Source organism: [Actinomadura] parvosata subsp. kistnae, assembly GCF_900323885.1.
GTDB classification, from domain to species: Bacteria; Actinomycetota; Actinomycetes; order Streptosporangiales; family Streptosporangiaceae; genus Nonomuraea; species Nonomuraea composti.
Genome location: NZ_OOHJ01000018.1, coordinates 3,901,715 through 3,922,154, shown reverse-complemented (window position 1 = coordinate 3,922,154; position 20,440 = coordinate 3,901,715). Strand labels below are relative to the sequence as shown.

General features: G+C 71.1%; 14 protein-coding genes. 5 read left to right on the top strand and 9 right to left on the bottom strand.

Annotated features, from left to right (window positions below; translation table 11 throughout):
- Window positions 1-7 precede the first annotated feature (7 nt).
- The 3 genes from KIS93_RS38675 to KIS93_RS38665 all read right to left on the bottom strand — a co-directional run bounded on the left by KIS93_RS38675 (window position 8) and on the right by KIS93_RS38665 (window position 5,090).
- Window positions 8-1,012, bottom strand: a complete 1,005-nt coding sequence (locus KIS93_RS38675; RefSeq protein ID WP_080043000.1) for a LacI family DNA-binding transcriptional regulator — start codon at window positions 1,010-1,012, stop codon at window positions 8-10.
- A complete protein-coding gene (locus KIS93_RS38670; protein WP_080043001.1) occupies window positions 1,009-3,780 on the bottom strand; it encodes a glycoside hydrolase family 3 protein in 2,772 nt (923 codons plus the stop codon). The genes KIS93_RS38675 and KIS93_RS38670 overlap by 4 nt, the downstream gene beginning before the upstream one ends.
- A 98-nt stretch (window positions 3,781-3,878) precedes the next feature.
- The gene (locus tag KIS93_RS38665; RefSeq protein WP_080043002.1) at window positions 3,879-5,090 is read right to left on the bottom strand and encodes an ROK family transcriptional regulator; all 1,212 of its coding nucleotides are present in this window, start codon (window positions 5,088-5,090) and stop codon (window positions 3,879-3,881) included.
- Between the two features lie 172 nt (window positions 5,091-5,262).
- Here KIS93_RS38665 and KIS93_RS38660 point away from each other — a divergent pair, with 172 nt between their 5' ends.
- The 4 genes from KIS93_RS38660 to KIS93_RS38645 all read left to right on the top strand — a co-directional run bounded on the left by KIS93_RS38660 (window position 5,263) and on the right by KIS93_RS38645 (window position 10,030).
- Window positions 5,263-6,903 (top strand): extracellular solute-binding protein, encoded by a 1,641-nt coding sequence (locus tag KIS93_RS38660; protein WP_080043003.1) that lies wholly within the window; start codon window positions 5,263-5,265, stop codon window positions 6,901-6,903.
- 33 nt (window positions 6,904-6,936) lie between these two features.
- Complete coding sequence (locus tag KIS93_RS38655; protein ID WP_080043004.1) at window positions 6,937-7,923, top strand: ABC transporter permease; 987 nt, start codon at window positions 6,937-6,939, stop codon at window positions 7,921-7,923.
- Complete coding sequence (locus tag KIS93_RS38650; protein ID WP_080043005.1) at window positions 7,920-8,831, top strand: carbohydrate ABC transporter permease; 912 nt, start codon at window positions 7,920-7,922, stop codon at window positions 8,829-8,831. The genes KIS93_RS38655 and KIS93_RS38650 overlap by 4 nt, the downstream gene beginning before the upstream one ends.
- A gap of 74 nt (window positions 8,832-8,905) precedes the next feature.
- The gene (locus KIS93_RS38645; RefSeq protein WP_080043006.1) at window positions 8,906-10,030 is read left to right on the top strand and encodes an alpha/beta hydrolase family protein; all 1,125 of its coding nucleotides are present in this window, start codon (window positions 8,906-8,908) and stop codon (window positions 10,028-10,030) included.
- A gap of 73 nt (window positions 10,031-10,103) precedes the next feature.
- Here KIS93_RS38645 and KIS93_RS38640 read toward each other — a convergent pair whose 3' ends face one another.
- The 4 genes from KIS93_RS38640 to KIS93_RS38625 all read right to left on the bottom strand — a co-directional run bounded on the left by KIS93_RS38640 (window position 10,104) and on the right by KIS93_RS38625 (window position 15,897).
- Window positions 10,104-10,535: an imine reductase family protein gene (locus KIS93_RS38640; RefSeq protein ID WP_230465598.1), complete on the bottom strand. Its 432-nt coding sequence runs from the start codon at window positions 10,533-10,535 to the stop codon at window positions 10,104-10,106.
- 18 nt (window positions 10,536-10,553) lie between these two features.
- The gene (locus tag KIS93_RS38635) at window positions 10,554-11,006 is read right to left on the bottom strand and encodes a hypothetical protein (RefSeq protein ID WP_080043007.1); all 453 of its coding nucleotides are present in this window, start codon (window positions 11,004-11,006) and stop codon (window positions 10,554-10,556) included.
- Between the two features lie 104 nt (window positions 11,007-11,110).
- Window positions 11,111-12,970 carry a HEAT repeat domain-containing protein gene (locus tag KIS93_RS38630; protein WP_186404641.1) on the bottom strand — a complete coding sequence of 620 codons (1,860 nt, stop codon included), beginning with the start codon at window positions 12,968-12,970 and terminating at the stop codon, window positions 11,111-11,113.
- 242 nt (window positions 12,971-13,212) lie between these two features.
- Window positions 13,213-15,897, bottom strand: a complete 2,685-nt coding sequence (locus KIS93_RS38625; protein WP_080043010.1) for a cellulose binding domain-containing protein — start codon at window positions 15,895-15,897, stop codon at window positions 13,213-13,215.
- Window positions 15,898-16,083: 186 nt separating this feature from the next.
- Between KIS93_RS38625 and KIS93_RS38620 the strand changes: the two genes are divergently transcribed.
- A complete protein-coding gene (locus tag KIS93_RS38620; RefSeq protein ID WP_080043011.1) occupies window positions 16,084-16,854 on the top strand; it encodes an SDR family NAD(P)-dependent oxidoreductase in 771 nt (256 codons plus the stop codon).
- On the opposite strand, the gene KIS93_RS38615 is transcribed toward KIS93_RS38620, so the two are convergent.
- Together KIS93_RS38615 and KIS93_RS38610 are read right to left on the bottom strand one after the other, a co-directional pair.
- Window positions 16,789-17,310, bottom strand: coding sequence for a DoxX family protein (locus KIS93_RS38615; RefSeq protein WP_080043012.1), 522 nt, complete (start codon window positions 17,308-17,310; stop codon window positions 16,789-16,791). The genes KIS93_RS38620 and KIS93_RS38615 overlap by 66 nt on opposite strands.
- A 235-nt stretch (window positions 17,311-17,545) precedes the next feature.
- Window positions 17,546-20,428: a glycoside hydrolase family 3 protein gene (locus KIS93_RS38610; protein ID WP_080043013.1), complete on the bottom strand. Its 2,883-nt coding sequence runs from the start codon at window positions 20,426-20,428 to the stop codon at window positions 17,546-17,548.
- Window positions 20,429-20,440 lie beyond the last annotated feature (12 nt).

Below are 20,440 nucleotides of genomic sequence, written 5' to 3'. Positions count from 1 at the left end.
AGGAGTTTCAGGTGCTGGCGCGGACCGCCAGGAGCGGCGTCAGGAGGGTCGAGTCAGGGACCGTACGGCCCTCCAGCTTCTCCATCACCAGCCGCACCGCCTCCCTGCCCACCTCCTCGGCCGGGATGAGCACGGACGTCAGCGGCGGCCCGGCCCGCTCGGCCACGTCGTCGGGGCAGATCGCCACCACGGCCACGTCGTGCGGCACCCGGCGGCCGAGCTGGCGCAGGGCCGACAGCACGTGGCTCACCGCGGCCTCGTTGTGCACGACCAGCCCGGACAGGCCCGGATGGTCGAGGAACAGGTCGCGGACGGTCTCGTACACCTCGTCGAACGTCTCCTCGCACGGCAGCGCGACCCCCTTGAGCCCGTGGTCGCCCACCGCCTCCACGAACCCGTCGCGGGTGCGGGTGGCGAAGCCGGTGCCCCGGTCGTACACGACGGAAGGCGCCCCGAGCAGCGCGATCTCCTCGTGCCCGCGTTCGGCCAGGTGCTCCACGCAGCGCGCGCCGGCGGCGGCGAAGTCGAGGTCGACGCAGGTCAGCCCGGCCGGCTCGGCGGGGAAGCCGATGAGCACGCTCGGCTCGGCCAGCTCGCGCAGCAGCGGCACCCGGCGGTCGTCCAGCTCCACGTCCATCAGGACGAGCGCGTCCACCAGCGCGCTGGCGGCCACCCGGCGGATGCCCTCCGTGCCCTCGTCGGCGGTCAGCAGCAGCACGTCGTGGTCGAAGCGGCGGGCGGCCGTGACGACCGCGCTGGCGAAGCGCATCAGCACCGGCACGTGCATGCCGGCGCGCAGCGGCAGCACCAGCGCGATCACGTTCGAGCGCTTGCTGGCCAGGGCGCGGGCGCCGGCGTTGGGGTGGTAGCCGAGCGCGCTGATGCTGTCGAGCACGCGCCGCCTGGTGTCGGCCGAGATCGTCCGCTTGCCGCTGAGCACGTACGAGACCGTGCTGACGGCCACGCCCGCGTGCTTGGCGACCTGCGCGATCGTGACCGTGCGCCCGCTCAAGCGCCCGCTCCGAAGTCCACCTCGGTCAGGGTCACGCCCTCGTCCTCGAACACCACGTACAGATCGTGCACCCCGTCGACGCCCTGGAGCGAGGCCGTGACGGCGTGATGGTCGTACCGGCCGGTCCGCGGCACCGGGAACGCGGCCACCGGCCGGCCGTAGAGCGGGTCGCCGAGCCGGATGGTGATCATGCCGCCCTCGGTGCTGCCCGCCCTGGCCACGCAGGTCGCCGCGCCCGTCAGGTCGACCTGGCGGAACAGGATCCAGGCGCCTTCGGCGTCGGAGCGCACCGCGTCGCCGTCCTGCCTGGTCTCGTCCACGAACGTGATCGCGTCGTACTCGTCGTGGTCGGCCGCGCGCAGCAGCCCCGACTGGGGCGGGATGACCTCGCCCTCGACGTCGAAGCGGGCGCTGAGCCGCAGGTCGGTGGCGCTGCGGCCGACCATGAGCCGGTGGGGGGCGCGCTCCACGACGAACCTGCCCCGGGTGACGTCCCAGAACGCCAGGTCCGCGACCGGCAGGCGGAGCTCCACGGTGCGGCTCTCGCCGGGCTCCAGACGTACCTTCTCGAAGCCGCGCAGGCGGCGCAGCGGCTGCTTGACCCGCGAGCGCTGCTGGTGGGTGTAGAACTGCACGACCTCGACGCCGGGCCGCTCGCCCGTGTTCGTCACCGTGACCTCGGCCTCCAGCACGTCGCCGGCCAGGCGGACGCGCAGGTCGGCGTAGGCGAAGGTGGTGTAGCTGAGGCCGTGGCCGAAGGGGTGCAGGGGGACGCCGCGGAAGTACTGGTAGGTGGCGTCGGAGGCGATGATGTCGTAGTCGAGCAGGTCGGGCAGCTCCTGCTCGGAGCGGTACCACGTCTGCGTGAGGCGGCCCTCCGGGTCGGCGTCGCCGAAGAGCACCTCGGCCAGGGCGTGGCCGTACTCCTGGCCGCCGTGCGCCGACCAGAGCACCGCCGGCAGGTCGCCCTCGGTCCAGGTGAGCGGGTAGCCGCTGGTGATGACCATGACGGTACGCGGGTTCGCCTTGCGCACGGCGCGGACCACGGCGTCCTGGGCGGAGGCCAGCGCCAGCGTCATGCGGTCCTCGGTCTCGCGGCCGTTCACCAGCGGGTGGTCGCCGACCACCACGACCGCCACGTCCGCCTCGGCGGCCAGGCGGGCGGCCTCGTCGGTGCCGCTCCTGACCACGTCCATGGCCAGCCAGGCGGCCTGGTCGGCGTCGTCCACCAGGCGCAGCACGCCGTCCTCCGCGACGCCGACGTAGCAGCCTGAGGAGATGTGGCGCAGGGCGTGCGTGCCGCGCGGACGCTCCTCCATGCGGAACGTCTGGCGCACCTCCCACCCGTTCGGCCCCGGCTGGTCGTTGACCAGCGTCGTGCCCTCCACCGACACGAACCGGCCGGTGGCCACGGCGCGCAGCGCGTACGCGCCGCCGCCCCAGTCGAACAGGTCGAACAGGCCCGGCTCCGCGGCCCCCGCGCGCAGCGGCCCGCCCGCCGGGTCGGCCGTGACGGGCCCCGCGTCGGCGGTCAGCGTCACCCGGTCCACGGCCTCGCAGAACGTGGTCGCGCACCGCTCGGCCAGTCCGGCGCGGGCGGTGACCGCGTACGGCAGGGTGCCGCTGTACCAGTCCTCCATGAGGGTGTCGCCGAGCTGCCCGATCACCGCGAGCTTCGTGACGTCCCGGAGCGGCAGCAGGCCGTCGTTGTGCAGCAGCACGAACGAGCGCCGCGCCGCCTCCCTGGCCAGCGCCTGGTGCTCGGGGCAGTTGACCACGTTGTCGTTGATGTCGTCGTAGGGCGTCGAGGGGTCGAACTCGCCCAGCCGGAACCGGACGGACAGCGTGTGGCGGACGGCCGCGTCGATGTCCCGCTCGTCCAGCAGGCCGCGCGCGAGGGCGGCGCGGACGTGGCCGAGCGTGGCCTCGGAGCGGTCGTCGTCCTGGGTGAAGCTGTCGAGCCCGGCCTTGATCGCGTGCGCGTACGCCTCGGGCAGCGAGTCGTGGTAGTTCTGCGGGCTGGTGAGGTTGCCCGGCGCGTACGCGTCGCTGACCACGAGCAGGTCGTCCGGCGCCCAGGAGCGCAGCACCCGCCCGATGAGCGGGCTGAGGTGCGCGGGGCGGCCGTTGACCAGGTTGTACGACGGCATCACGGCCACCGCCGCGCCCGACTCGATGGGGCCGCGGAAGGCGGGCAGCTCGTACTCGTGCAGCACCCGGGGCGGCAGGTTGCTGGAGGTGGTGCAGCGGTCGGTCTCGTTGTTGTAGGCGAGGAAGTGCTTGAGGGTGGGGGCGGTCTTCAGCGTTCCGGGAGCGCTCCCACGAAGGCCGGAGGCGTACGCGGTGGCCATGACCGAGGTCAGCCACGGGTCCTCGGAGTACCCCTCCTCGTTGCGTCCCCACCGGGGGTCGCGCAGCGGGTTGACCACGGGCGCCCACACGTTCAGGCCCGCCCCGGCGGGATCCTTGTGGTGGAAGGCCAGCACCTCGTCGCTCGTCGCGGCGCCGACCCGGCGCACGAGGTCGCGGTCCCACGTCGAGGCCAGGCCGATGGCCTGCGGGAAGACGGTGGCGGGGCCGAGCCAGGCCAGGCCGTGCAGCGCCTCGGTGCCCGTGCGGAACGCGCCGAGCCCGAGCCGCTCGACCGGGGCCTGGTACTGGTGCAGCAGGCCCACCTTCTCCTCAAGGGTGAGCCGGCCCATCAGGTCGTCGATCCGGTCGCGAAGCGGGGCCGCTGGGTCACGGAAGGGGGGTTGTTGCATGATCATCCCTCTGAGAGTGTCGAAGCGCTTCGACGACCGGCCTGGGGAAGTTACGCGGACATTTCGGTGGGTTGACTGAAGGGTGCACGTCCCCGTGACCAAGGTCAAGGGATTCGCGACAATCCTCCCGGCAATCTTCCCGAATCGACGGAGTCGAGCACCCTGGCCGCGCCCCCCAGCGCGGCGGCGTCGTACCCGAGCGTCGAGGCCACGACCTGCACACCTCCGGCCTCCGAGGCGATCACGCGGGCGGCGACCTCCTCGTGGACGGCGGGCAGCAGCCACGGCGCCAGCGGCACGTAGTAGCCGCCGAGGATCACCACCTCGGGGTTGAGCAGGTTCGCCAGGATCGACACGCCCACGCCGAGGCTGCGGCCCACCGCACCCAGGTTGCCGACCGTCTCGGCGTCGCCGGCCCGCGCCAGGCGTACGACCTCCTCGACCTCGACCTGGATCTCCGCAGGAGACGGATCCCGGCGCAGCACGGCGCCGATGCCCGCCATGGCCTCCAGGCAGCCGCGCCGGCCGCAGTGGCAGGCGGGGCCTTCGGGGTCGACCTGCACGTGGCCGATCTCGCCGCTGTAGCCGCGCCCGCCGCGCCGCAGCCGCCCGTCGAGGATGATGCCGGCGCCCACGCCCAGCTCGCCGGTGAGGTAGACCAGGTCGGAGGCGCCCGCGTGCGCGCCGAAGCGCTGCTCGGCCAGGGCCCCGAGGTTGGCGTCGTTGTCGACCTGGATGGGGAAGCCGGGGTCGCGCAGCGCCTTGGCGAGGTCGCCGCCGATGTCGGCGTCGTGCCAGCCGAGGTTGGGCGCGATGCGGACGGTGCCCTGCACGTCGATCAGCCCCGGCACGGCCACGGCCAGGCCGAGCACCTGGCGCTCCTCCTTGGCCATGCGGCTGACCACGCGCCTGATGATCGCGCCGACGCCGGCCACGCCCTGGTTGACCGAGTCACCGCCGGAGAACGAGCGCCGCCAGGTCAGCAGCCGCTCCCCCGCCAGGTCGGTGGCCACGGCCGACACGGTGTCGACGTTGATCTCGACGCCGATGGCGGCGTACGGGGAGCCGTCGAGGACGAGCATCGTGGCCGGCCTGCCGACGCGGTTCTCCGTCAGGCCCGTCTCGCGGACCAGCCGGCGGTCGATGAGGTCGGCGACCAGGCTGGAGACCGTCGCCTTGTTCAGCCCGGTGGAGGCCGCGATGTCGGCGCGCGAGCACGGCGCGTGCTCGCGGACGAACCGCAGCACGACCGCGAGGTTGGTGGCCCGTACGTCGGCGAAGTCGGCCGGCTGAGGGCCGGTCGTAGAAGTGATCAATATCAGCCCCGTTCCCACCAAGAGATGACCCCAGCATGCCGCATCGCCGGCTCCCTTCACCAACCTGTGACCACCGCGCTCACTTGTGGCTGCGGTCACAGTCTACTAATTTGTTTGGCCGGAATACCAACTAATTGTATCGGGGCCATCCCCACTCCGAGAAGGGAGCGAGATGCCCACGTCCACGACTCGCCGGGGGTTCCTCGGCCTGGTAGGCGCGAGCGTCCTGGTGGCCGGTTGCGCCGAGAAGAGGCAGGTGTCGAAGGGCACCGCCGTGGCGGCCGACAAGCTCAAGAGCCTGGTGCCGACCAGGGTGCCGTTCGAGATCCCCGGGCTCAAGCCCGACCTGCCCGGCAGCGAGTTCGTCCAGCCCGGCTTCCTGACCAGGCCCGCCCAGATGGTGCAGGCCGTCACCACCCCGCCGCTGACCAGCGGCAAGGAGGTCACCGCGATGACCCCGCTGTGGGGCACGGTGCCGCCCGGCCTCGGCAGCAACTCCTACTACGACGAGGTCAACAAGCGGCTCGGCGGCGTCGTCCGCTTCAACATCTCCGACGGCAACACCTACGGGCAGAAGCTCAGCACCGTCCTGGCCAGCGGCGACGTGCCCGAGATGGTGATGGTCCCGCAGTGGGAGCTGATCAAGATCGGCCACTTCACCGAGGCCGCCAACAAGCTCTTCGCCGACCTGTCGCCCTACCTGACCGGGGACAAGGCCAGGGAGTTCCCCCTGCTGGCCAACTACGACACCGCCGCCTGGCAGTACGGCGTCTTCGGCGGCCTCCTCCAGGGCATCCCCTGGCAGAACGACCCGTACCCGTTCGCCACGTTCGTCCGCCAGGACATCATGGAAGAGCTCGGCCTGGAGCACCCCAAGAGCGCCGACGACCTCGCCGCCCTCGGCAAGGCGATCACCGACCCCAAGAAGAAGCGCTGGGCGTTCGGCGGCGGCATGGAGCAGGAGCTCCAGCGGGCGTTCGGCGCGCCGCGCGAGTGGCGCAAGAAGAGCGACGGCACGCTGATCTACAAGTACGAGACCGAGGAGTGGATGGCCGCGATCGAAGCGCTCACCAAGCTCTTCGAGGCCGGCTACGTGCACCCCGACATCGTGGCCAACAAGGACGCCGACAACAAGGCCATCTTCGGCAGCGGCGAGATGGTCGTCTACCGTGACGGGCTCGGCGCCTGGCACGAGGCCCTGGGCCGCTTCCAGGCCGACAACCCGAAGTTCGACATGCAGATCGTGGACCCGTACCCGGCGCACGCCGGCGGCACCCCCATCATGTGGCGCAACGAGCCCGCCAGCATGTTCGTCTTCATCAAGAAGGGCCTCGGCGACGCCCGCACCCGCGAGCTGCTCGCCCTGTCGAACTGGGCCTCAGGGCCGTTCGGCACCCAGGAGTACGAGCTGTGCTCCAACGGCATCGAGGGCAAGCACTACACGGTCGAGAAAGGCCGGGTCAAGCAGACCGCGCTCGGCCGCAAGGAGGTCGCGCCCACCTACCTGTTCCTGTCGGGCCGGCCCAACGCCAACGCGATGAGCCAGTACGAGGGCCTCGTCCAGTCGCTGTGGGACTGGCAGACCAAGGCGGCCAAGCTCCTGGAGAACGACCCGTTCGTGGGCATCCGGGTGGAGACGCCCTCCAAGATGGCCGGGCTGACCACCCCCACCGAGGACAAGATGCACGAGATCTTCCGCGGCAAGCGCCCCGTCTCCGAATGGCCCAAGATCGTCAAGGAGTGGCAGGAGCAGGGCGGGAACGAGGCGCGCGAGTTCTACATGAAGGTCGCGCGGGAGAACGGCAGGCTTTGAGGTCTTCTTCATGAACGTCGGAAAGGGCCTCCCATGGGCGCCGTGACCACCCGGCGGCGCTCCCCCGGCCGTACCACGCCCCCGGAAACCCGCACCAAGCCGCACGACCTGACCTGGCGGGCCAAGCTGCGCAGGGACTGGCCGCTGCTGGTGATGAACCTGCCCATGCTGCTGATCGTCGTCGCCTTCTGGTGGGTGCCGGCGCTCGGCAACGTGATCGCCTTCCAGGACTACAACCCGTACACCGACGGGATCCTCGGCAGCCCCATCATCGGCTTCACCAACTTCGCGCTGCTCTTCCAGGACCCGCAGTTCATCCGCGCCATCACCAACACCCTGTCCATCACCGCCTTCCAGCTCGTCTTCTACTTCCCCGTGCCGATCCTGCTGGCGCTGCTGCTCAACAGCATCGTCTCGGCCAAGCTGCGGGCGTTCGTGCAGGGCGTCGTCTACATGCCGTTCTTCTTCTCCTGGGTGCTGGTCATCGCCGTCTTCCAGCAGATGTTCGGCGGCGCCGGCCTGCTCGCGCAGACCCTGCGGCAGCACGGCCACGAGGGCGTCGACCTGATGACGAACTCCGACACCTTCATCCTGCTGCTCACCTCCCAGACCATCTGGAAGGACGCCGGCTGGGGCGCGATCATCTTCCTGGCCGCCCTCAGCACCATCGACCCCAACCTGTACGAGGCCGCCGCCGTGGACGGCGCCCGCCGGTGGCGGCGCATGTGGCACATCACGCTGCCCGGCCTGCGGCCCGTGATCGTCCTGCTGCTCATCCTGCGCCTCGGCGACGCCCTGAACGTCGGCTTCGAGCAGTTCATGCTGCAACGCAGCGCCGTCGGCAGCGAGGCGTCCGAGGTCTTCGACACGTTCGTGTACTGGTCGGGCATCCGCACCGGCGACCTCGGGTACGGCGCGGCGGCCGGGCTGTTCAAGGGCGTCGTGGGGCTGCTGCTCATCATCGCGGCCAACCGCGTGGCGCACGCGTTCGGCGAACGAGGGGTGTATTCACGATCATGACCGCTCTCACCCGAAGGAAACCCGCGCGGCTGGCGCCGTGGGAGGAGCGGCCCTCACCGGCCGGCCAGCTCGGCAAGGGCACCCTGATCACCCTCATCCTCGTCGCCGTGCTCGGCCCCCTCTACACGATCGTCCTGACCAGCCTCAGCTCCTCCGCCACCGTCAACCGGGCGGGCGGCCTCGTGCTGGTGCCCGACGGGATCACGTTCGAGGCGTACCGGCAGATCTTCTCCGACACGGTCGTCAGCCGGGCCGTCCTCGTCAGCACCGGCGTCACCGTCGTCGGCACCCTGATCAGCGCCGGGGTGAGCGTGCTCGGGGCGTACTCGCTGTCGCGCCCCGGCTCCTTCCTGCACCGGCCGCTGCTGTTCAGCGTGCTGCTGATGTTCGTGTTCTTCCCCGGCATCATCCCCGTGTACCTGATGGTGAGCGGGCTCGGGCTCAAGGACAGCTACTGGTCGCTGATCCTGCCCACGGCCGTGTCGGCGTTCAACGTGGTCGTGCTGCGCTCGTTCTTCATGAACATCCCCGGCGAGCTGCTGGACAGCGCCCGCATCGACGGGGCCGGCGAGTTCCGCATCCTGTTCCGCATCGTGCTGCCCATGTCGAAGGCGGTCACGGCCGTCGTGGCGATGTTCTACGCGGTCGGGTACTGGAACGCCTGGTTCAACGCGATGCTCTACATGGACGACACCCGCAAGTGGCCGCTGGCGCTGATCCTGCGCCAGTACGTCGTGGACTCCAACCCCTTACCGGCGGCCACGGCCGGCGTCACCGGCGACGCGCCCCCGACCCTGGCCATCAAGATGGCGATCGTGGTGATCGCCGTCATCCCCGCGCTCATCATGTACCCCATGGTGCAGCGCCACTTCACGAAGGGTGTGATCGTCGGCGCCATCAAGGGATGACCGACGAAAGTCGGGGGTGCGCGGCTACTTTCGCCGGGGACGGTCCGGCGCGGCCGGGTGGCACGGTGGGCGGCATGAGGAAGACCCTGGCCGCGACCGTGCTCGCGCTCTCCGCTTCGCTGACCGTCCTCGCCGCGCCCCCGGCTCAGGCCGCGCCGCCCGTTCCCCGGCTGCCGGCCCCGACCGGCGATCTCCCCGTCGGCAAGACCGACCTGCACCTCATCGACACCAGCCGCCCCGACCCGTGGGTCCCCGAGCGGAAGGCGCGGGAGCTGATGGTGTCGATCTGGTACCCGGCGCGCGCCGCCACGGGCGCGCCGGCCCGCTACCTGACGCCGCGCGAATCCGAGCTGATCATCAGGAGCGAGCCGCGACTGAAGGACGTGCCCGCCGACACCCTCGCCAAGACCGTGACGCACGCCAGGGCCGGCGCCCCCGCGCTGCCGCGCAAGGGCGGCTGGCCGCTGGTGGTCCTGTCCCCCGGCATGACGCTGCCCCGGGCCACCATGACCTCGCTGGCCGAGGAGTTCGCCAGCCGCGGCTATCTGGTGGCGGGCATCGAGCACACGTACGAGTCGCTGGCCACCACCTTCCCCGACGGCCGCACCGTCACCTTCGAGGCCGGGAAGGCGGGGCAGACGGCCGAGACCGGGGAGAAGGTGGCGCGGGTGCGCGAGGCCGACACGGAGTTCGTCCTCGACCGGTTGGCCAGGAGCAAGCACTGGAAGCGGCTCGTCGACGAGCGCAGGATCGCCATGGTCGGCCACTCGGTCGGCGGCCAGAGCGCGGCGCACCTGCTGCCTGCCTCCAGGCGGGTGCAGGCGGCGGTCAACCTCGACGGCACCTACAACCCCCCGACCCCGGCCAAGCCCCTGAAAGAGCCCTTCATGATGATCGGCAACCCCCGGCACCAGCCGCAGTCCGGCGGCAAGGACGGCTCGTGGGACCAGTTCTGGCCGCACGTGACCGGCGGCTGGAAGCGCTGGCTGACCGTGACCGGAGCCGAGCACATGAGCTTCATGGACTACGCGGTGCTCCTGCCGCAGCTCGGGCTGGGCGAGTTCCCGCTGGACGGCGAGCGGGCCCTGCGCGTCACCCGCACGTACGTGACCGCCTTCCTCGACCTGCACCTGAAGGGGAAGCCGCAGCCGCTGCTGGACGGGCCGTCCGAGAGCTATCCCGAGGTGCGGTTCTGGTAGCCGGTCGGCGGCGCTTCAGGTTCTGGCGGCCGGGTCAGCGGCGCTCAGGTTCTGGTAGCCGGGTCAGCGGCGCTCAGGTTCTGGTAGCCGGGTCAGCGCGCTTCAGCACGCCGATCAGGCTGGTGAGGCTCTGCCCGCCGTGGCCGGCGGCGACGCCCCGGCGGAAGAGGTCCAGCACGGCCGCCGGCAGTGAGTCGTCGACCCCGGCCGCCTGCGTGGTGCGCAGCACGTGCTCCATGCTGGCCACGCCCATGGAGACGCGCTCGACGTCCCCCTCGTGGTGGCCCGCGGTGATGCGGGGCGCGTAGAACTCCAGGAAGTACCGCAGGTCCATGGTCTTCACCGCGCGCGGCAGAAACTCCTCCGCCGAGATGCCGTTGGCCTCCGCCACCGCCTGCCCGTGCAGGTAGCCGGTCAGCGCCGTCCAGAACATGTCGATCCCGATCTGGTAGTACAGCGCCGCCAGCCCCGGGTCCTCGCCGAGATGGTCGATGCCGGTCAGCACGGTCCCGGGCTCCTCGGGTCAGGAACGCAGCAGCTCGTAGGCCGCGTACGCGGTGATCCCGTACGCCAGGTGCGGCACCGCGTCCGAGATCCAGGCGGAGGGCGGCCACTCGCGCGGGTCCGTGGTGCCGAGGGCCGTCAGCGGGACGTTCGAGCCGGCCATGGCCAGCGCCGTCAGCGCCGACACCCCCACCGGCCAGGACGGGCGGCGGCCGGCGGCGAGCAGGGCGTAGCAGAGGGCGGCGCCCGCGCCCGTGGCGTAGCCGAGAAGGGAGCCCAGGGCCTCCTTGCGGTTCTCGGCCTGCTCGCCGTCCCCCAGGCCGACGTCCGTGAGGTCGGACAGCTTCTCCACGGCCTGCTGCGGGGTGCTGCTGGCGGCGCGCGCCCGGATCACCATGTCTAGATATGTGGCGATATTGAGTGCGCTGGTGCCGGCCGCGCCCGCGATCAAGCCCTTGACGAGTGTGTGCATGCGGGCCAGCTACCCGGAGGGCTCACCCGCAGGCCCCCACGTCCAATAGCAGTCCTTTCGGGGATTCATCGGGATTTCCATGGCCCGGGCCGCGGTCCATGCGGTCAGGCGGGGAGTTGGAGGGACACACGCAGCAGGCGGGCGTTCTCCTCGCCGAGCGTGGTGCCCGCCGCCGCCACCAAGGTCTCCAGTTCCGTACGGACGTCGGGCGGGCAACCGCGGTGGTACGGCCTCGTCGCGTCCGTGCGGCACCACAGGATCAGGTCGTCGCGGGCGCGGGCCCGCAGCCTCTCGTCCGGGTCGTGCAGGAGGAGCAGGTCCGCCTTGATGCGACTCCAGGTCGTGCGGGCGACCAGCAGCCGATGCGCGGCCTGCCGGACGTGGCGGGGGCGATCGGGGGGGAGCAGGGGCCACAGGTGCTCGATCGGCACGGTGGGGCCGACGGTGGTGAGGGTGGTCACCACCTCCCGCACCACCACCGGGGCCGGGTCCTCCAGCAGGGGGATGACGTCGGCGGTGGCTCCGAGGCGGCGCAGCGTCCGTACGGCCTCGGCGCGGACGCGGGGGCTCGGGGCGGACAGGTACGGCAGGACGAGCGGCGCGTCGGCCTTCGTGCCACAGTCACCCAGCCCGGCCAGCAAACCACGCACCGCCCGGCCCACCCCCGGCTCCGGGGTATACGCCGTCGGCTCCGACTCCTCGACGTGCGCTGCCTGGTCTGCCTCCTCGACGTGCATCGCCTGCTCCGCCTCTTGGGCGTGCGCCGTTGGTTCCACCTCCTGAAGGCGCGCCGCCCGTTCCGCTTCCTGGGCGTGCGCGGCCCGGTCCGGGGTCAGGGCGCGGCGGTAGAGGGTGGCCGGGTCGGTACCTGACTTGCGGAGTGCCCACTGGGCGGTCAGGCGGACCATCGAGGCCGGGTCGTCGAGGAAGCGGTGGCCGTGCTCGACGTGGCCGAGGCGCACGAGGGCGGTCAGGGCCTGGACGCGGCCCTCGGCCGTGGTGCCGTCCAGGATGGCCGTCGCCAGGTCCGGCCGTTCGTGGGTGACGGCGGCGTCGGCGAGGGCGCGGGCGCAGCGCGTACGGGAGATCTGGTCGTGTTCGTGCAGCGCGGCGGCGGTGAGGCGGGCGGGGTCGAGGCGGCCGGCGTCGAGCGCCACCTCGTACGTGAAGCGCCGGCCGAGCCGGTCCTGGCACGCGCGTACGGCGTCCAGGGTGTCGTCGGAGGCGCGCAGGAGGGCGGCGCGCACCAGGTCCAGTGCCGGGCGGGCACGCGTACGGCGGCGCAGGCGGGCGGCCGTGGGCACGGCGGCCAGGAGGGTCGTCGCGTCGGCGTCGCGAAGGGCCTCCTCCAGAGCCTCCAGCGCCAGGTCACGGACGGGCTCGGCCCAGTCGGTGGTTCTGATCAGGAGCACCGGGAGCAGGGCCGGCTCGGTGCGCATCGAGGGGTGGGTGAGGGCGCGCGCCCGCTCCCGCCCGTCCCAGGCGCAGGCGGCCAGCATGAGAACGAGCAGGAGGTGGTCATCCGGGCCGCCCGAAATGCCCGACGTGCCTTGGGCGCCTGACGAGCCGACGGTGCCCGACGTGTCTAGGGTGCCCGACGAGCCGAAGGTGCCCGGCGCGTCCAGAGTGGCCGGCGCGCCGACGGTGTCTGGCGCGCTCGGGGTGCCCGGCGTGCTCGAAGTGCGGCTGCGGCGGCGGAACAGCCGTCCGAGGACAGAGCGCGGGTCAAGGCGGCCCACCGAGGCCAGGCGCGGGTCGAGGGGGGTCAGGAAGGTCAGGCGCGAGTCGAGGTGGCGTACGGCCACGTCGAGGTCGGGCCACACCGCCGGCTCCGCCGCCAGCGCGTCCAGGATCGGCCCGGCGGGATCGTGGTCGTGGACGGCGGCGAGCAGCGCGGCGGCGAGGTCGTCGAACGCACCCCGCCGGCGGCGCCCGACGGCCTGCACGACGAGGCGGCGGATCACGTCCGAAAAGCTCGCGTCAGAACGGCTCGCATCAGAACGGCTCGCCTCCGAACGGATCTCGTCCGCACAGCTCGCGTCCGAACGGCTCGCGTCCGCACGACCCGCATCCGAATGGCTCGCGGTGGTTCGCCGGGTGTCCGTCACGCCGACATCGTGCCAGCCGCCGCAAGCGATGATCGACTGGTTATCCGGAGGAGGCGCTGCCCGTGGGGCTCCCAGCCGGGGCAGCGCCTCCCCGAGCCCTACACCGGGGTGCAGGTGAGGGTGGCGGGCGGGGTGTTGGTGCCGGTGTAGCCGCCGTTGAAGCCGAACGACGTCGAGGCGCCGGCGGCCACGTTGCCGGTGTAGCCGACGTTGACGGCGGTCACGTTGGCGCCCGACTGGGTTTGCGTGGCGCCCCAGATCTGGGTGATCTTCTGGTCGCCCGGCCAGGTCCACGTCACCTTCCAGCCGGTGATCGGGGCGGTGCCGGTGTTCTTGACGGTGACCTCGGCCTGGAAGCCGCCGGGCCAGGAGTTGCCCGCCTTGTAGGTGGCGGTGCAACCGCTGTCAGTGGTGGGGGTGACGGTCGGGGTCACGGTGGGGGTGACCGTGGGCGTCACGGTGGGGGTGACCGTGGGCGTCACGGTCGGGGTGACGGTGACGGGCGGGCCGGTGCGGTCGCCGTAGATGATGCCGCGCCCGTTGGTCCCCACGTAGACGCGGCCGTACACGCGGGGGTCGCCCGTCAGCGCCTCGCCCATGTTGCCCCATTGGTGCTTGTCGTCGTTGATCCGCACCCAGGTGGAGCCGCCGTCGTCGGAGCGGTACAGGCCGGCGGTGCCGTCGACGGTGGCGACGGCGTAGATCGCCTGGTACGTGGCGCCGGGCGCGGCCTTGCCGAAGCCGACGTTCACGGAGCTGGTGACGCCGGAGACCTTGGTGAAGGAGGCGCCGCTGTTCGTGGAGTGCCAGAGGCCGCCCTCGCCGGCCAGCCACAGGTCGCCCTCGATGCCGGGCACGGCCTTGAACTTGGTGGCGGTGGCCGGCAGGCCGGTCGCGGCGGTGGCGGTGAAGGTGGCGCCGCCGTTGGTGCTGAGGTAGAGGCGTCCGCCGCTGAGGCCGTAGAACTTCATGGGGTTGACCCGGTCGGACTCGACGGTGGCGCCGGTGGGCAGGCCGGTGGCGGTCTGCCAGGAGTTGCCGTACCCGACGGAGTAGACGGGGGTGACGCCCTTGGGCGCCCAGACGAAGCGGGAGCCGTCGGCGGCCGCCGCGACCGTGCCGCCCTCGTTGACGCCGCCTGGCTCGGTGCCCTGGAACCAGTTGGCGCCGCCGTCGGTGGAGAAGGCGACGTGGCTGTCGTTCGGGCGGTCGGAGTCAGTGAAGTTGCCGGCCCTGACCATGATCGAGGGGGACTTCTCGGCGTAGTCGAGGCTGGTGGTGGAGGTGAAGACCGGCTGGGTGAACATCATGGACGGCACGGCGTCCAGGCTGGTGTGGCGGAAGCCGGCGATGTCGCCGAGGCCGCTGACGAGGGGCGCGCCGGTGGGCGGGCTGATCAGGTCGAGGACGGCCGTCTCCTCCAGGCCCTTGGCCATGGGTTTGATGGTGAACTGCCCGCCGGAGTCCCACAGGCCGAGGTCCTCGGTGCCGTAGATGGTGGCGCCGGTGCCGTACATCATCCGGTTGGAGTCGAACGGGTCGATCTCCAGGGATTCGGTCATCCAGCCGAGCTTGGGGGTGACCTCGGGGGGTTGCGGGTTGGTGCCGAAGGTCAGCCACGGGTTCGCGGAGATGTCCATCTTGTAGCGGAACGAGCGGTTGGGGTAGGAGGTCCAGTCCCACACGCGGGTCCACGTGGCGCCGGAGTCGGTGGAGCGGAAGAAGATGACGTCCGGCCACCAGGAGACCTGGGTGGCGACCATGATCGTGGACGGGTGCTGCCGGTCGATGGTCAGGCCGCTGTAGCCGAAGTAGTCGTCGGAGCTGGAGGACGGGATGGGGCTGATCTGGGTCCAGGTGCCGGTGGCGGTGGCGTAGCGCCACACGTCGCCCTTGGCCCCGTCGTACGGGCCGCCGGTGTCGCTGGTGGCGAGGTAGAGGTAGCCGTTGACGGTGTCGAGCACGCCCTTGTGGGCGATGTAGCCGGTGGGCTGCCCGGCGAGGCGGGACCAGGTGGCGCCGCCGTCGGTGGTGCGGTAGACCGTGTTGTCCTTGTCGGCGACGCCCACGTAGATGGTCTTGGTGGCGCTGCCGGCGCTGGAGGAGCGCTTGTCGTAGGTCACCCAGATCACGCCGGGCCGGTGGCTGAGGTAGCCGTTGGGGTCGCTGGGGTCCTGGGCGTAGTTGCCGGCGTTGGGGAAGCTGCTCACCTTCGACCAGGTGGCGCCGTAGTCGGTGCTGCGCCACAGGCCGTTGCCGTTGGGTGCGCCGAAGTAGAGGACGCGGTTGTCGTTGGGGTCCACCGACAGGGCCTCGCCCATGCCCCGGCCGGGCATGTTGCCGCCCAGCTTGAACGGCAGCGCCGTGACCTGCCAGGTGTCGCCCTTGTCGGTGGAGCGCAGGATGGCGCCGTTGTTCGGGTCCCAGGAGTTGGTGTACATGCCGACGGCGGCGTACACGCGGTTGGTCTGGACGGGGTCGGTGGCCATGCTGATCACACCGTTGTAGCCCCATTTGTCCCAGCCGACCCAGTCGAGCAGCGGGGTCCAGGACTTCGTGGACTGGTTCCACCGGTACGCGCCGCCGATGTCGGTGCGGGCGTAGATGAGGTTGCGCTCGGTCGGGTTGAAGATGATGCCCGGCACGAACCCGCCGCCGTCGATCCGCACGTTCTTGTACGCGTACGGATCGGCGGCGACCGCCGAGACCGGCGACATCCGCACCACGGCCGCCACGAGCAGGACGGCGGCGGTCGTGAGCATGACGAATAATCTTCTTCGCATGCGCGGCTCTTCCTTTCCGGGCACGCCGGAGGGCGCGCCAGAGGCGTCAGAATGACCGCCATGCACGAGCAGAGTGCACCGACCCTGACCGTCGCCGCGCCTTCGCGCATGAGCTTCACCCAGAAGGCTCACACACGCGCGTAACGCAGGTCAATAGTTTGGACAAGCAACCAATTAAGGGGCGTCATGACAGGCTTTCCCGAGTACCGGGTGGACGGGAAGATCGCACTGGTCACGGGTGCGGCGAGGGGTCTCGGACGGGCCATCTCGCTGGCCCTGGCCCACGCCGGAGCCGACGTCGCCCTCGGCCTCCGGGACGTCACGGCGGACGAGGGCCTGACCGCCGAGATCGAGCGCATGGGACGCGCGGCGCTGCCGCTGCAGATGGACATGACCGTCCCCGCCGAGATCTCCGCAGCGGTCCGGCACACGCTGGACCGGTTCGGCCGGATCGACATCCTGGTCAACAACGCGGGCATCGCTCCCGGCAACCCGGCCGAGCACGTCACGGAGGAGGACTTCGACCGTACCTTGCAGGTGAACCTGAAGGGCACCTTCCTGGCCAGCCAGGCGGCCGGCCGGGCGATGATCGAGCAGGGGCACGGCACGATCGTGAACGTGGGCTCGCAGGCCGGCGAGGTGGCGCTGCCCGGCGAGTCCGTCTACTGCATGACCAAGGCCGCCATCGCCCACCTCACCCGCTGCCTCGCCGTCGAGTGGGGCCCGCACGGCGTCAGGGTGAACAACGTCGCCCCGACCTTCATCCGCACCCCCGGCACCGAGCCCGCCCTGTCGGACCCGGCGTTCGAGGCCGACGTGATCGAGCGGATCGCGGCGCTGCACCGCATCGGCGAGCCGATGGACGTCGCCGGTGCGGTGCTCTTCCTGGCCTCACCGGCCGCCGCCCTGGTCACTGGGCACACGCTGGTGATCGACGGCGGCTGGACGGTCCGCTGAGGGCCGGCGCAGCCCCGCCGCCCAGAGGGCGATCCCGATGTAGAGCACCTGCTCGGGGACGCGCTGCCACAGCGGCGACCCGACGTCCTCCAGGCCGAGCTGGGCCGCGTTGACGTTGGCCGGCAGCAACGCGACGAACAGCAGCGCCAGGCAGATGCCGGCGGCCCTGCGGGTGGGCTCCAGCACCAGCCCGACGGCCCCGGCCAGCTCCAGCACCCCGCTCAGGTACACCATGAAGCCCGGGAACGGCACGAACGACGGCACCATGGCCACCATGTCGTCATAGTTCGGCATGAACGTCACGTCACCGGGGACGAAGTGGGCGCTCGCGGTCATCACGAGCATGACCGCGAGCCCGTGGGCGGCGCTCACCCGCCACGTGGCGAAGCGGCGCACGCCGAGCAATCCGAGCAGCCGGAACGCCACGGTGGCGACCAGCAGGACGGCAACAGTCACCGGAACCTCCATTGGATAGCAGCACTACCTAGCTCTATTAGATAACACCGCTATCCAACGAAGTCAACTCCGGTGCTCACTCTGTCCGCCTCGCTCTTCGGCGGCGCCTTTGACGGGTCTGCCGGCGTGGCGGCCACGAGCGCGGCCATGGCCGCCACGACGGCACCTGCGATCGTCCGCTTCATGAGCTCCCTTCAGAGAGCGGAGTGGATCGCAGGATGCTGCCGGACCCGGTTCACGACCTGGCGAACGCGAAGTCCTTGATCCGCAGGTCGCCCTTGAACACGAGGTACACGCTCCCGCTCCCCGCCTTCACGGTCGCGGTCACGTTCCCGTACTGGTAGATCCCGCCGGTGGCGGGCACCTGGACGGTGGCGAGCAGGGCGCCGGTCGGTGAGCCGCGCCGGACCTCGAACGAGCCGCCGCCCGCCGAGGCGACCGAGGCGGTCAGGCGGGAGCCCCAGGTGGCGCCGGTGAAGGAGACCCAGTCGCCCGCCGACCCTTCGACGACCTCGCCGCGCACCTTGCTCTCGTCGGCGAAGGCGACGCCCGCGTAGTCGTCGAAGTCCATGGCGCGGGTGGTCCTGGTCAGGTCGCGCACGGGGACGGTCTCGCCGGACACGCGCAGCGTCGTGGACTGGCGGATCCGGTCGGAGGAGGAGCCGACGAGCACGTCGTGGGTGGCGTTCTCGACGGTCCACTTGCCGCGGGTGTGGTCCCAGACGGCCAGGTCGGACTTCTTCAGGGTGAAGGTGACCGTGCGGGTCTCGCCGGGGTTCAGGGTGACCCGCTGGAAGCCGCGCAGCTGCTTGACCGGCTGCTCGAAGCGGGAGGAGCGCTGGTGGGTGTAGAGCTGGACGACCTCGTCACCCCTGACCTTGCCGGTGTTGGTGACCTTGACGCTGACCCGCTCGCCCTGCACGCGCAGGCCCTGGTAGGCGAAGGAGGTGTAGCTGAGGCCGTGCCCGAAGGCGTAGAGCGGCCGGTCGTTGCCGTACAGGTACGTCATGCCGGTCTTGGTCAGGTCGTAGTCGAGGATGCTCGGCAGGTCGTCGGTGGCCGGCCAGGTCTGGGTGAGCCGGCCGCCGGGGTTGACGTCGCCGAAGAGCACGTCGGCGACGGCGTGGCCGGTCTCGGCGCCCGCGTGCGTGGTCCACAGCAGCGTCGGCGCGTCCACGATGACGGGGTAGCTGGTCTCCAGCACCACGACCGTGCGCGGGTTGGCCTTGCGGACGGCCTCGATCAGCCGCCGCTGGCCCTCGCCGAGCTTCAGGGTGTCGCGGTCGTGGAACTCGCGCCCGGCCACGAACGGGTGGCTGCCCACCACCACGACGGCGACCTCGGCCTTGGCGGCCTGCGCGGCGGCCTCGGCGACGCCGTCGGAGACGACTTCCTTGGCGAACTTCGCGGCCTGCGCCTTGGGCACCAGGCCGAGCGTGCCGTCGGCGGCGACCCCGACGTAGGCGTCGGGCAGGCCGAACCAGCTCTCGACGGTCTCGAAGCCCGCGTAGCGGATCAGGTGGCTGCCGTCGGGCTGCCGCTCCAGCGCGAACTGCTGGGAGACGTACCAGCCGTCGGGCTCGGCGTCGTCGGTGTCGAGCGAGCGCCAGTCGCCGCCGAGCAGCTTGCCGTTGCCGGCGTTGCGCAGCGTGGACACGCCGCCGGTCCAGTCGGTGAGGTCCCACTGGGAGGCGGCGGTGGGAGCGGTGTCGCTGAGCGTGGCGTTGTCGTCGGGGCCGGTGCCGGTCGCGGTGATGTACTTGCCGGAGTCGAGGTGCTTGAGCGCGATGCGCTCCAGCCCCTCGCCGGTGCGCACGTCGGGCACCCGCTCCTTGATCCCGTCGAGCGGCGTCACCTGGTACGGGAGCTGCCCCGCGTACCAGTCACGGTAGAGCCGGTCCGACAGGGGCCCGACGACGGCCGCGGACTTCGGCTTGGCCAGCGGCAGCACGCCGGAGTTCTTCAGCAGCACCGCCGCCTTGCCGGCGGTCTCGCGGTTGAGCTTGCGGTGCGCCGCGCTGTCGATCACGTCAGCGGTGATCTTCTTGTACGGCCCGCCGTCCGGGTCGAAGTGCCCCAGCCGGGTCCGGATCGACAGCACGTTGCGCACGGACTTGTCGACGTCGGCCTCGGTGATGCGGCCCTGCTGGAGCGCGGCCTTGAGGTTCGTGACGAGCACGCTGACGTCGCTGTTGTCGATCGTGAAGCTGTCGAGTCCGGCCTTCAGCACGGCGGCGAACGCCTCGGGCTTGGTGTCGTAGTACTTCTCGAGGTCGGTGAGGGCGTGCGGCCCCCACGCGTCGCTGGGGTTGTAGAGCGTCTTGTCCGTCCACGACCGCACCACGTCGTTGAGGTCGGGGTTGACGTGGTTGGGCCGCCCGTTGACCAGGTTGTACGACGCCATCACGCCGGTCGCGGCGTCGGCCGAGATCGCCGCCTTGAACGCCGGCTCGTAGTACTCGTGCTTCAGCTTGGGCGTCAGGTTCGAGGAGGTCAGGCTGCGGTTGTTCTCGTTGTTGTAGGCCAGGTAGTGCTTCAGGACGGGCGCGGTCTTGAGGTAGAAGGGGTCGTCGCCCGACAGGCCCTTGCCGTACGCGGTGGAGATGGCGCCGGTCAGCAGGGGGTCCTCGGAGTAGCCCTCCTCGTTGCGGCCGGCGCGGGGGTCGCGCAGCAGGTCCACCACCGGCGCCCACACCTGCAGCCCCCACAGGACGGGGTCGGTGGCGTTGTAGCCGCGGGCCTCGTCGCCCACGGCGGAGCCGACCTTCTTGATCAGGTCGGTGTCCCAGGTGCTGGCCAGCCCGATGGCCTGCGGGAACACGGTGCCGCTGGCGAACTTCTGGTTCCAGTTGTCGTTGAGGTGGTTGGACCAGGCGACGCCGTGCAGGGCCTCGGTGCCGTTCTTGTGGTAGGCGATGCCGAGGCGCGGGATCGCGGGCTGCGACTGGTGCAGCAGGCTCAGCTTCTCGTCCAGGGTGAGCCGGCCGAGCAGGTCGTTCACCCGCTGCTCCAGCGGCAGGCCGGGGTCCTGGAAGGGGAACGATTCGGCGGCCTGGGCGGGCGCGGTGAACAGGGAGGCAGCGAGGGTTAAAGCCGCAAATAACGGGATTTTTCGCATAGGAGTGGGTTC

Coding starts and splice junctions, on each gene's coding strand:
- KIS93_RS38670 (WP_080043001.1), bottom strand. CDS start 3,780: ATGATCATGCAACAACCCCCCTTCCGTGACCCAGCGGCCCCGCTTCGC.
- KIS93_RS38660 (WP_080043003.1), top strand. CDS start 5,263: ATGCCCACGTCCACGACTCGCCGGGGGTTCCTCGGCCTGGTAGGCGCG.
- KIS93_RS38655 (WP_080043004.1), top strand. CDS start 6,937: ATGGGCGCCGTGACCACCCGGCGGCGCTCCCCCGGCCGTACCACGCCC.
- KIS93_RS38650 (WP_080043005.1), top strand. CDS start 7,920: ATGACCGCTCTCACCCGAAGGAAACCCGCGCGGCTGGCGCCGTGGGAG.
- KIS93_RS38645 (WP_080043006.1), top strand. CDS start 8,906: ATGAGGAAGACCCTGGCCGCGACCGTGCTCGCGCTCTCCGCTTCGCTG.
- KIS93_RS38635 (WP_080043007.1), bottom strand. CDS start 11,006: ATGCACACACTCGTCAAGGGCTTGATCGCGGGCGCGGCCGGCACCAGC.
- KIS93_RS38625 (WP_080043010.1), bottom strand. CDS start 15,897: ATGCGAAGAAGATTATTCGTCATGCTCACGACCGCCGCCGTCCTGCTC.
- KIS93_RS38620 (WP_080043011.1), top strand. CDS start 16,084: ATGACAGGCTTTCCCGAGTACCGGGTGGACGGGAAGATCGCACTGGTC.
- KIS93_RS38610 (WP_080043013.1), bottom strand. CDS start 20,428: ATGCGAAAAATCCCGTTATTTGCGGCTTTAACCCTCGCTGCCTCCCTG.